General features: G+C 37.3%; 12 protein-coding genes. 3 read left to right on the forward strand and 9 right to left on the reverse strand.

Features of this window, described 5'->3' with window-relative positions; genetic code table 11:
• Window positions 1–78: 78 nt before the first annotated feature.
• The 9 genes from QWY78_RS11670 to QWY78_RS11710 form a co-directional block, all read right to left on the reverse strand.
• Window positions 79–1812, reverse strand: a complete 1734-nt coding sequence (locus QWY78_RS11670; RefSeq protein ID WP_290219993.1) for a S8 family serine peptidase — start codon at window positions 1810–1812, stop codon at window positions 79–81.
• A 1-nt stretch (window position 1813) separates the two neighbouring features.
• Window positions 1814–2425, reverse strand: a complete 612-nt coding sequence (locus QWY78_RS11675) for a WbqC family protein (protein ID WP_290219995.1) — start codon at window positions 2423–2425, stop codon at window positions 1814–1816.
• Window positions 2426–2616: 191 nt separating this feature from the next.
• On the reverse strand, window positions 2617–4266 hold the full coding sequence (lepB, locus tag QWY78_RS11680; RefSeq protein ID WP_290219997.1) for a signal peptidase I: 1650 nt from the start codon (window positions 4264–4266) through the stop codon (window positions 2617–2619).
• 102 nt (window positions 4267–4368) lie between these two features.
• Window positions 4369–5073 (reverse strand): 4-hydroxy-tetrahydrodipicolinate reductase, encoded by a 705-nt coding sequence (gene dapB / locus QWY78_RS11685; protein ID WP_290220067.1) that lies wholly within the window; start codon window positions 5071–5073, stop codon window positions 4369–4371.
• Window positions 5074–5104: 31 nt separating this feature from the next.
• Window positions 5105–5734, reverse strand: coding sequence for a DUF5683 domain-containing protein (locus QWY78_RS11690; RefSeq protein WP_290219999.1), 630 nt, complete (start codon window positions 5732–5734; stop codon window positions 5105–5107).
• Window positions 5734–6621 (reverse strand): ParB/RepB/Spo0J family partition protein, encoded by an 888-nt coding sequence (locus QWY78_RS11695; protein ID WP_290220001.1) that lies wholly within the window; start codon window positions 6619–6621, stop codon window positions 5734–5736. The genes QWY78_RS11690 and QWY78_RS11695 overlap by 1 nt, the downstream gene beginning before the upstream one ends.
• 42 nt (window positions 6622–6663) lie before the next feature.
• Window positions 6664–7437 carry a ParA family protein gene (locus tag QWY78_RS11700; RefSeq protein WP_290220003.1) on the reverse strand — a complete coding sequence of 258 codons (774 nt, stop codon included), beginning with the start codon at window positions 7435–7437 and terminating at the stop codon, window positions 6664–6666.
• Window positions 7438–7606: 169 nt separating this feature from the next.
• A complete protein-coding gene (locus QWY78_RS11705) occupies window positions 7607–8425 on the reverse strand; it encodes an energy transducer TonB (protein ID WP_290220005.1) in 819 nt (272 codons plus the stop codon).
• 228 nt (window positions 8426–8653) lie between these two features.
• Entirely contained in the window at window positions 8654–9940 is a 1287-nt protein-coding gene (locus tag QWY78_RS11710) for an adenylosuccinate synthase (protein WP_290220006.1), read from the reverse strand.
• A 152-nt stretch (window positions 9941–10092) separates the two neighbouring features.
• On the opposite strand from QWY78_RS11710, the gene hpt reads away from it, so the two are divergent.
• The 3 genes from hpt (at window position 10093) to obgE (ending at window position 12354) form a co-directional block, all read left to right on the forward strand.
• The gene (hpt, locus tag QWY78_RS11715) at window positions 10093–10650 is read left to right on the forward strand and encodes a hypoxanthine phosphoribosyltransferase (protein ID WP_290220009.1); all 558 of its coding nucleotides are present in this window, start codon (window positions 10093–10095) and stop codon (window positions 10648–10650) included.
• A gap of 17 nt (window positions 10651–10667) precedes the next feature.
• A complete protein-coding gene (locus QWY78_RS11720) occupies window positions 10668–11246 on the forward strand; it encodes an adenylate kinase (protein WP_290220011.1) in 579 nt (192 codons plus the stop codon).
• A gap of 124 nt (window positions 11247–11370) precedes the next feature.
• The gene (gene obgE, locus QWY78_RS11725) at window positions 11371–12354 is read left to right on the forward strand and encodes a GTPase ObgE (protein WP_290220013.1); all 984 of its coding nucleotides are present in this window, start codon (window positions 11371–11373) and stop codon (window positions 12352–12354) included.
• The last annotated feature ends 108 nt before the right edge of the window (window positions 12355–12462 follow it).

Genomic DNA, 12462 nt, shown 5'->3' on the forward strand with positions numbered 1-12462 from the left:
AGTACAAAAAACCGTGCCAACTAAACGAAATTACAAAAAAAACCCGAAAAAATCGGGCTTTTTATAAGAATACTCTTTCTATTTTCTAGTAACTGCTTTTTTCGGAATTACTTTCTTTTTTGATTTGGAAGGGGTTGATTTGGAAGGAATAGTGATTGCCGATGGTTTATAAAAATGTGTATAGGCATATTCGGCGGCTTTTTTCAAATCTATTACCCCGCCTGCTTCCGAGATCAAATCAAATCGATTGTTGGTGTTGGAGTTGATCATTGCATTCACCGATGATTTATTGGAAGTCTTTACCAATGCTTCAATCATTTGGGCTGGAGTTAAATTCGGCATGTAGGCGAGTAAAACAGAAGCCGCGCCGGCAACTACCGGAGAAGCCATGGATGTCCCTTGCAAATATTCATATTTACCATCAGGCACAGTAGAATAGATTTTGTCACCTGGCGCAAAAACATTCACCATTTTTTGGTTATAGTTGGAAAAACTTGCTCTTAGAAAATCATTGTCATTTGTAGATGCACCAACAACAATCATATTGTTAATGAAGGGTTTGGCATCTTCTACATTCTTGAAATTGGTTGGGTAGTAGACATTCTCTGCGATATTTTCATTTTCGTTTCCAGCTGCTTTTACCAGTAGAACGCCTTTCGATTCTGCATATTTAAACGCATCCCACACGACCTCTTTACCTGGAGAAACCGGTTTACCGAAACTCATATTCAAAATTTTAGCACCGTTATCCACCGCGTAACGAACAGCGTTGGCTATATCTTTATCTCTTTCATCACCATCTGGAACTGCACGGACAGTCATGATTTTTGCCGTCTTATAACCTACTCCATACTGCACTTCTGTTCCTTGTGGCAGACCTGCAATAATTCCCGCAACGTGTGTTCCATGTTGTGCATCGGGGCCTTCATAGTGGTTATTTCCATATTTTCTTTCAGAATAGTCCTCATAATTATCACCTACGATAGAGGCTCTAGGATCGTAATCCAAATTATACTGTTTTGTAGCTTGCGGTTCATAATAATCCAACGCCTCTTTCATCTGGGCTTCTAAAAACGTTTGCACTTCTGCTGGACCTTTGTCGGCAATAGAAGGGTCGCGACTGATTTGGCTTAGAACTGCGGCTGCCATCGCTTGTTCCGCAGTGGTTGGTTTGATTGCTCCTACTACTTCTTGTGTTAAGTTCTTCCCGTTCAGCATGGTGATCATCAGCGGAATCATTCCTTGGATTCTCTTATACGTCTCATAATTCTGTTTAGCCTCCACACTTTTCTTGGTGAAGATTTCTTTGGATTTCATGTACATTGCAAATTCCTCAGGCATCTTTGCTTGATTTGCTTTGTTTTGGGTTGAATTTGAACCTTCAAAAATCGACTGGAATTTTTTCACAACACGGGTAACTTCCATATTATCTATATCGACATCCCCTTTTTTTCCGCCGCTGAAATTCCAGCCGTAGATATCATCGATATAACCATTTCCATCGTCATCTTTACCATTATTTGGAACTTCGTTTACGTTTTTCCACATGTTTTTTATTAAACCGGGATGATCTACTTCTACTCCGCTGTCTAAAACTCCCACAATTACAGGTTTCGCTTTTAATCCTTTGGATTCTAAATACTTGTACGCATTTTGGGTATTAACACCATAGGTGTTACTAGAAGAAAAATCCTGATGATACCACGTCATCAAATTTTTATCTTTCATTGGATCTAAAGGAACCGCATCTGCTTTCTGCGCAAATGTGGCAAAACCTGTCATAAAACAAGCTGCAATAAGTATTTTATTCATTTTATTTATGTTTAACATTTCTAATATAGGTCAATGATTCCGGTCCTTTGTTACAAATAAGGTCAATAATCGACAAGTCTTCTAAAAAACCATATTTGTCTGAAAAACCCTGATAATAAACTTCCATAAGGAATGCAGTCTCTGATTTCGCGGAAAATTGATCGCGGAAATTAAAACCCTGTGGTTGTTTGAGGAACTCGTTATTCAAAGAATATGCCTTCTCGGTTTTTAAAATCTTTTGGATAATTTTTAAAGCATTTAGATTAAAATCCAGTAATGAATTTGCCTTAAAGGTAAAAATTGCTTCCAATTGATCTTCGTAATATTCGAAATAAGGAGAGGTTTGATAGGCTATTTTAATGGATTTCCAGTGCAGTGGTTTCCATTTTTCGCGGGTTGAGGTTTGAATATCTTTCAGCACTCTGGTGCCATTATGATTCATGGGAATAATCAATGATAATTTACCATTGGCTCCATAGATATTGGTTCGATTACGGTAGGTTTGTTTCGGAAAATTCTCATACTGCTCGAAAACAATCTCAGCATCATCCTGCAAAAAGATGGCAAACCATGAAATTGGCGGAAGATAAAATATAGGTAATAGAATCTGCATTTTTATAAATCTTTATTTTGAAAATAATAAAAAATACTGCTTTGATGATGGCTCAACTGCAGCAACTATCTCATATTTTTTTGGGGCAACCTGAATCCTAGCCCCGATGGAAACGGCATCCTTTTTTTCGCGTTGGAATTAGCCAGGCAAAAAAGATATAGTGGACAGCGGGAAAAAGCTCCTCAAAAGAATTAATTTTCTTCTTCTTTCTTTTTAAAGAGATTCATGATGAAATCCCAACCGAAAAACAAACCTAGAATTAAGACTGCCACCCACCAATAGGAGGTTTTGTGCAATTCTCCAGTGTTGGTCGCTTTGAACATTCGGTCCCAACGAACTTTGGTGTCGGCCTGATAAGTTGAGCCTCCATCTTTGAAGAGTCCCTGTACGCTCATCCATGTAAACATGGGTGATCCAACAATATTTTCTTCTGGAACGAAGCCGAAAAATCGGGCATCTAGGGAGGCATCGCGATTGTCACCAACCATCATATAGTAATCTTGTTGAATCGTGTATTGCGTAGATTCTTTACCGTCGATATAGATTTTTCCGTTTTTATTTTCCAGATGGTGGTGTTCATATTCGGAAATAATCCACTGATATTCTGGTAAGGTTTCTTGATTTAAGGTAACGATGTCACCTTTTTTCGGAATTCTTAAAGGACCGTACCAATCCTGATTCCATTTTTTATTGACCGGAAAAATAGATTGGGTTGTATCTATATTTTTGGTATAGGCATCTCTGGCTGCATTAACTTTGTATGAGATTGCAGCAGAATCCTTGTCCCAAATATGTTCTTTGAGGTCGATAATCTGGGGAAGTTCTTTTATTTCTTTGGCGGTTTTATCAGTTAAGCCCTGGAAATCATAAATAAATCCGTTTTGAGTTTGCGTTTCCTGTACCGGTAAAAAGCCGTATGTTTTGTATAAAGCCGGAATATCTAACTGACTGCCAGTGGTTGCGATATATTTATGCTGCTTTTGTTGATCTCCTAAAACCACTTCTGGCTTGCCATTAACGAACAATCTGCCGGCTCGCATTTCTAGCACATCGCCAGCTACTGCAACACATCTTTTAACGTATGGATCTTTTCGATCAATGGCTGTATGTACAGAATCTTGCGGATAATTGAAAACTACAATATCATTTTTCTGTGGTTTTTTTAACTGTAAAATGCGGGTGTAAGGAAGTTTAACCGCCTCCACATAGGATTTCGAATCATCTTTAGGATTTCCTTTTTGGCCTGTATCCATAACGGTTCCCTGTAAGAATGGAAGCGCAACAGGGCGCATCGGCATTCTGAAACCATAGGTCCATTTATTGACAAACAAGAAATCACCAACCAAAAGTGTTCTTTCCATCGAGCCGGTTGGAATCCCAAAAGGCTGGGTCACAAAAACGTGTATGATGGTTGCAAATACCACTGCAAAAGTGATAGAACCAGCAAACGTATCTTTCTTTTTTGCAACTACTTCTTCTTCACTTAAATATAGGGCTTCTTCCTTTTCAACCTCCGCATCTTTAGAGTAGTTGACCACTGCTAAGTAAATAAAAGGAAGAAAAATCGTTAACAGTGTCTGCACAAAAGATTTCTTTCCGAAATGCCTCATTAAAAACAAATGAAAAGCGGTCAACATGATTGGGCCGACAATCGGAACGTATGATAACACCGCCCACCACTTTGAATGTTCGGTTTCTTTAAGAATAATGAAATAGTTGTAAAATGGAATGAATGCAAAAAGTGGATTATAGCCCATCTTTTTGAAAAGTTGCCAGGTAGAAACTCCCATTAATAAAGAGAGAATCAGAACATAAATCGTATAAGTAAGAAAGTAATCCATATTGTATGCTTATCACTATTGGTTTATTATAATTGGAAATTGTTACATGATCATACCTAATTAATGATGAATAATGAGCAATTGCTTATTACTACTTATCAATTATTGATTAAAAAGAACATCCTTCATGGTAAAATTTCCGGTTTTTCCCAGGATCCATTCGGCGGCAATTACGGCACCTACGGCAAAGCCATTTCTGTTAAAAGCGGTATGTTTGATTTCAATTTCATCCACATCGCTTTTGTAGAATACACTGTGGGTTCCTGGCACTTCATCTTCGCGAAGGGCAAAAATCCCAAGTTCGCTATGCTGAGTCTCATTTAATTTCCAACCATCAAATCGTTGATCATTTTTAATAATTCCTTCGGCTAAGGAAATGGCGGTTCCACTCGGTGCATCTTTTTTGTGGGTATGGTGAATTTCTTCCAGCTGAATCGTATATTCCGAAAAGTCTTTCATCAGATTTGCTAATTTTTCATTCAAAGCAAAAAAAAGGTTGACGCCCAAGGAAAAGTTCGATCCGTAAAGAAAAGCAGTATTATTTTTTAAGGCAATTTCCTGAATTTCTGCTTTTCGATCGAGCCAACCTGTTGTTCCACAGATCACCGGGATTTTGTTTTCCAAACAAATTTTAATATTGTTAAAAGCCACTTCAGGGTTTGAAAACTCGATTACAACATCTGGCTTATTTAGATTTTCAGCATTTGGTGTTTGATTTAATCTCGCCACCACTTCATGTTTTCTTTTGGTCGCAATTTCATCAATAATATGTCCCATTTTTCCGTATCCTACAAGTGCTATTTTCATCGTATTAGAACGCATAAGCGTTTGATTTTAATTAAAAATTATAACTTAAACTTAACCCAGCTTTAGAATTTGTTTTTCCAAATTCATCAAAAATAACGGTTGGTTTTAGCGCCAAATCGGGATCTTTTCGTCCTTCATATAAATGTGCATCTACGACTGCATCTACGATTCCCAGGATATACACCAAACTGGTAATTGCAATGGCATAATCGCGTTGTCGCTTTACACGGTCTTGTGTCCTTCCTAAAACTTCTTTGGTCACGCCAGGAATGTTTGAAAACTCATGTTGTTGACCATTAAGTTCCGCTACAAAAGCATCTCTGTACCGATTATACTGTTTTTGATTCCATAAGGTAACGCCAACCCCTGTTCCGATGCCACCCCAAACAATTGGAATTTTCCAGTACTTTTTATTATAATATTGCCCTAAACCTGGTAGAATTGCAGAATATAATCCTGCTTTCGTAGGATTGTATTTCATTGTTTTAACTGGAGCGTTGGATTCCTTGATATCGGCTAGTACTTCAATTTCCGAAGGAGTTTGTTGTGTAGAAACAGAATCTGTGGGAAAATTCTCTACACGAATGGTATCTTTCGGACTGATTTGTGCGAAAGCTTTAAGGGAAAACAGGATCAAAAATAAAACGGTAAGTCTTTGCATTATTTAAAATGTGAGAGGATTTGTGCTAATTCCTCTTCGTTTTTGAAATCGAGAACGATTTTTCCTTTTTTGCCATTGGCAGCGGTTTTTATTTCAACTTTTACCTCTAAAATATCCGCTAAATTCTTCTCTACTTTTTTGAAATGGTTTGGCAATTGCGCTTTTGGTTTCTTACTCGCTTCATTAGGATTTTTCAGCAAACTCGCTTCTTGCTCTGCTTGGCGAACACTCAAGGTATTCTTTAGAATTTTATGAAAAAGTTCGGATTGCTTTTCTGAATCTTCCAAACTGATAATCGCGCGACCATGACCAGCAGAAATCTCACCACTTCTAATGGCATTCTGCACGTCAGGGTTTAAACGCAACAATCGAATCGAATTGGTAATGGTACTTCGTTCTTTGCCAACTCTTTGACTCAAATTCTCTTGGGTCAGACCAATTTCCTCCAACAATCTTTGGTAGGTCAGTGCAATTTCAATCGCGTCTAAATCTTCTCTTTGGATATTTTCCACCAAAGCCATTTCGAGTAATTCTTGATCATTTACCAATCGAATATACGCCGGCACACTTTTTAACCCTGCCATTTTACTGGCTCTGAATCGTCTTTCACCGGAAATAATTTCAAATCGATTTCCTTCTTTTCGTAAGGTAATCGGCTGAATAACGCCCAATGTTTTGATGGATTGCGCTAAATCATTCAGGGCTTTCTCGTCAAAATAGGTTCGTGGTTGCGTTGCATTCGGATCGATATCTTCTAAAGAGACCTCCATAATATTACCTACAAATTTGTCGGCACCTTCATCAGTAGCGGAGTTGACAGACGCTTTTGATTCAGCGCTCAAAATCGCACCTAATCCACGTCCCATTGCCCTTTTCTTATCTTTCATTCTTATAAAATTTTCTCGACTTTAAAATTTAAAAATCGTTTCTTACTTATTGATTAAATTTTCATTTTTCAGTAATACTTCCTCAGCCAACTGAAGATACTGAATGGCTCCTTTGCTTTCTGCATCGTAATTTAGAATACTTTCTCCGAAACTTGGCGCTTCACTTAAACGCACATTTCTGCTAATAATTGTTTCGAAAACCATTTCCGGAAAATGCAGATGAACCTCTTCTACTACTTGATTGGATAGGCGCAAACGGGAATCAAACATGGTCAAAAGCAATCCTTCAATATCCAAATCTTTATTATGAATTTTCTGAACATTTTTAATGGTATTCAGTAATTTACCCAAACCTTCTAAGGCAAAATATTCGCATTGAATCGGAATAATTACAGAATCTGCTGCGGTAAGAGCATTCACGGTAATCAAGCCTAAACTCGGCGCACAATCGATAATGATATAGTCATAGTTTCCTTTGATTGGTTGCAAAGCTTTTTTGAGCATATATTCCCGATTCTCACGATCCACTAGTTCTATTTCAGCGGCGACTAAATCAATATGTGAGGCAATAATATCTAAATTAGGAGAGGCGGTTTTTTGAATACATTTTTCGACCTGCACGCTGTGCTCCAGTAAGTGGTAGGTAGAATATGTTGCATCTTCAATCCCTAATCCAGAAGTTGCATTCGCTTGAGGATCAGCATCAATAAGAAGAATTCTCTTTTCTAACACCCCCAATGCTGCAGCGAGGTTAACCGCAGTTGTGGTTTTACCAACGCCACCTTTCTGATTAGCAATACCGATAATTTTAGCCATTCTTTAAATTTAAGCTCCAAAAATACACTTTTTTATCATTTTCAAACGATAACTAAACTTTGTAATAAAGTTAAAGTATTGTTATTTAGCGATTTAATCAAAAAAATAATTATCCACAAAATAAGGTATTTTGTGGATAAGTCCATTTCATCTTATTAAAACGAAATATTTACTCAAATTGCATTGAAATAGGAAACTTAAAATAGCTTCTTACATTTTCGCCATTTAGCTTTGCAGGAACCCATTTTCCTTTAACCGATTTAATCGTTTTGATGGCTTCACGATTGAAATCTGCGTTGGGTCCTGTTGCTTTTACCTCACTAATTGTTCCATCTTTTTCAACAATGAAAATGATGGTTGTTTTTGCGACTTCTCCAGTTCCATCCATGACGGAAGTATCAAACTGATTCACAACTTTATTTCTGAAGGCATCAATGCCACCTGCAAAATTTGCAGAAACATCAACTGTTGTTTTTGGGGAATTGTCTACCGGCTTTGGAAGACTAATCTCTGGACCTTTGACGGGAATATTTTGAACTGCGGGTGGGATATAATTTATGACAGGAGGATCGCCAATAATGTCTTTCGTACCTGGAACAGCGTCGATATAATCGGATTGTTTCGGCATTACCTTCTCCACGTCTGGGTTTTTAGTAGGAGTCGGAACCGTAGAATCCAAGGTGTTCACTGGCGTTGCTGCTGGAGGAATTACGGGAGCAACAGGAGCTACTTCCGGCGGTTCATTAACATCTTTCATAATATAAGGTGGCGGAAGCTCTGTAGTTCCCGATTTTTCCGCGCTGTTAAATGCATTAATCATCAAAGGCGTAAGTGCAATCATGGCAAAAACACCAATTCCTATAAACATTGATTTGGTTAAAATTCGGTCAGATTCGTTTCGTAGAACATACGCACCGTAGTTTTTGTTTCGGTTTTCGAAAAGGATTTCATCAAGTTGGAATTCTTTGTTTTGTAGTAAATTTTTCATCACTAAATTATTTTAATTGGTTGGTTTTAAAAATTACGTGCGATTATTAGTTTTATACTTTATACTTAATTTTAATGATTTACTATCAAAATTAAAGCCAACTAATTATCAATCATCAAATAAAACCATTCAAAACATAGCATAATAATATTTTTAACTTTTAAAACAAAAAACCACCCTTTTCAGAGTGGTAATGCTTACTATTTTGCTAAAAAACGTGTAAAATAATTAAAATAATTCTTTTCGAATAATATTTTGACTTCTTTCCGGACCAACCGAAACGAGATAAACACTGATTCCTAAATAATTTTCTATAAACTTAATGTACTTTTTAGCATTTTCTGGGAGTTCATCGTAACTGCGTACTTTGGTAAGGTCTTCATCCCAACCTTCTAATTCCTCATAGATGGGTTCATAATTGTACAATTTCGTGGTTGAGGACGTGAAATAATCAATAATTTTTCCGTCTTCCGTTTTGTATTTCGTTGCGATTTTCAACGGTGAAATTCCGGAAAGGACATCCAGTTTAGTGATTACTAAATTATTGATTCCGTTAATCATGGTTGCATGTTTTAGAGAAACCAAGTCGAGCCAACCGGTTCTGCGCGGCCTTCCTGTAGTAGCGCCAAATTCAAATCCGATTTTTCTAATTTCCTCTCCAAGTTCATTGTCTAATTCCGTAGGAAAAGGTCCTTCGCCCACTCTTGTGGTGTACGCTTTTGCTACGCCAATCAAATTCTGAAGGCTTGTAGGAGGAACTCCAGCACCTGAGCAAACGCCGCCTGTAGTTGGCGATGAGGAGGTGACGTAAGGATAAGTTCCGAAATCGATATCTAACATTGCAGCTTGTGCACCTTCAAACAAAATATTTTTTCCGTCGTGGATGGCTTGATTCAATTCAACTTCCGTGTCTACGATGCGATCTTTCAGTTTTTGACCCAATTCTAAAAACTCATTATAAATTTCGTTAAACTCTAGAGTAGGTTTTTCAAAATACTTTTCGAAAAGTGAATTTTTATTTTTTAAGTTTTTCTGGATCTTTTCAGCGAGAACTTCAGGATTCAGTAGATCCACCATGCGGATTCCTACCCGTGCGATTTTATCTTCATAACAAGGGCCGATTCCTTTTTTTGTTGTACCGATGTGTGTTCCGCCTGCTTCTTCTTCCCGATAGGTGTCGAGCAAGATATGATACGGCATAATTACATGCGCTCTTCTGCTGATAAAAACGTGATCGGTACGCATCCCTTTTTCTTCGATTTGTGAAATTTCTTTCAAAAATGCTTTTGGGTTCACCACGACTCCATTTGCGATGATACACTTTCCTTTGCACTGCAAAACTCCCGAGGGAAGTAAGTGTAAAACAAATTTTTCTTCGCCTGCATAGACGGTATGTCCGGCATTATCACCACCTTGAAAACGCACAACATAGTCCGATTTTGCAGAGAGAACATCCGTAATTTTTCCTTTGCCTTCGTCGCCATACTGAAGACCAACCACAACGTAAGTTGCCATATTTTACTTTTTTTTAGATTTCTACAAAAATAGTTTTAATAATAATCTTGCACAAAATTTAGAGATAATTATTTACACCCGCTACGTCATAGGGTTGAGTAAGCCACTTCACTTTCGAATTATTTCCTTAAATTTGCACTTTAGAAAAACATATGGATATAGTTAAAATTCACGATAAAGAGTTCGTTCCGTACCTGAAAAACGACGAAATTCAGTCCCTCATCAAAGACCTTGCACAGAAAGTGTATGCAGATTATAAAGACGAAGTTCCCGTTTTCATTGGGGTTTTGAATGGCGTGATTATGTTCTTTTCAGATTTTCTAAAACATTATCCTGGTCAATGTGAAATCGCATTTATACAAATGAGTTCTTATGGCGGTGGATTGCAGTCTACGGGAATTGTCTACAAAAAAATGGAATTAACCAAAGAAGTAGAAGGTCGCCACATCATCTTGATGGAAGATATCGTAGATACTGGCAATACGATTGAAAGTCTTTTCGAATACTTTAAAAACACGCAACGGCCGAAATCTCTACGGGTAGCCTCTTTATTATTAAAGCCCGATGTCTACACGAAAAAATTTAAAATTGATTACGTTGCGAAAGAAATTCCAAATAAATTTGTCTTAGGTTACGGACTTGATTACGATGAATTGGGAAGAAATCTTCCAGATCTCTATCAATTGTCTGAAGGAAGAATAAATCACTAAAAATAAATCTGATAAAAATGATAAACATCGTTCTCTTCGGTCCTCCAGGAAGCGGAAAAGGTACACAAGCGCAGAATTTGATTGAAAAATTCAATTTAAAACAAATTTCGACTGGCGACTTATTTCGTTATAACATGAAAAACAACACCGAATTGGGTGAATTGGCAAAATCATACATCGACAAAGGCGAATTGGTTCCAGACCAAGTGACCATCGATATGTTGACGGATGAATTAAAAAAACCATGTGATGCACAAGGATTTATTTTCGACGGATTCCCAAGAACAGCGAAACAAACCGAAGCTTTAGAACAAATCGTAAAAGACGTTTTAAATGGTGAGATCAACGTATGCCTTTCTTTAATTGTAGAAGATCAAGTTTTAGTAGAGCGTCTTTTAAAAAGAGGAGAAACCAGCGGAAGAACCGATGATTCTAACAAAGAAATCATCAGCAATAGAATTAAAGAATACTACGCAAAAACTGCAGAAGTTGCCGAGTTGTACAAGCAGCAAGGTAAATATGTAGAGGTTAACGGAGTTGGCGAAATTGCCGTAATCTCGGAAAAACTTTTCGCGGAAGTAGAAAAAATTAAATAGGTTATAGGTTATAGGTGGTGGTCTATAGTTTTAATTAAAATGATTTAAATCTACTTAAAAATAAGAAAATTGCAACAACCTACAAATTACTACCTAAACCCTAAAACCGACAACCTAAATAAATATGTCAAATTTCGTAGATTATGTAAAAATCCATTGTACAAGTGGTCATGGCGGTGCTGGCTCAGCGCATCTTAACCGTGAAAAATATGTTCCCAAAGGTGGCCCAGACGGTGGCGATGGCGGACGTGGTGGTCACGTAATTTTAAGAGGAGATTCGCATGAATGGACTTTACTTCCTTTAAGATATACACGACATATTAAAGCTGAACGCGGTAAAAACGGGAGTAAAAACCAATTAACTGGCGCTTATGGTGAAGATGTTTATATTGAAGTCCCTTTAGGAACCATTGCAAAAAATGAAGAAGGAGAAATCGTTGCAGAAATTTTGGAACACGGCCAAGAAATCATTCTTAAACATGGTGGCAAAGGAGGAAAAGGAAATGAGCATTTTAAATCTTCTACCAATCAGACGCCACGATATGCACAACCAGGACTTCCGGGTGAAGAAGGTTATATCACTTTTGAATTAAAATTATTGGCAGATGTAGGTCTCGTAGGATTTCCAAATGCTGGAAAATCAACTTTACTCGCGGCGGTTTCTGCAGCAAAACCAAAAATCGCGAACTACGCATTTACCACCTTAACTCCCAATTTAGGAATTGTAGATTACCGGAATTACAAATCATTTGTAATGGCAGATATCCCTGGAATCATTGAAGGTGCAGCGGAAGGCAAAGGTCTTGGCCATCGTTTTTTAAGACATATCGAAAGAAATTCTATTCTTCTATTTTTAATCCCAGCCGATTCAGAAAGTCATTTCGAAGAGTTTAAGATTTTAGAAAATGAATTACAAGAATACAATCCAGAGCTTTTAGATAAAGATTTTATTATTTCTGTTTCCAAAGCTGATTTATTAGATGATGAATTAAAGGCTGAAATTTCTAAAGAATTCCCAGAAAACAAACAGCCCATTTATTTTTCAGCCGTTACCCAAGAAGGATTAATGGAGTTGAAAGATGCAATTTGGAAACAGTTGCATGGCTAAAATCGAATAATTCCGACAGAATCATTACTAAAAATAATTAAACTATATTTGCAAAACTAAATTCCTTCTTCGCGGAAGGATTTTTTATGGACGTAGTCATTCTAGATG

Origin of the sequence: Kaistella yonginensis (genome assembly GCF_030409525.1) — a bacterium.
In the GTDB taxonomy this organism is placed as follows: Bacteria; Bacteroidota; Bacteroidia; order Flavobacteriales; family Weeksellaceae; genus Kaistella; species Kaistella yonginensis.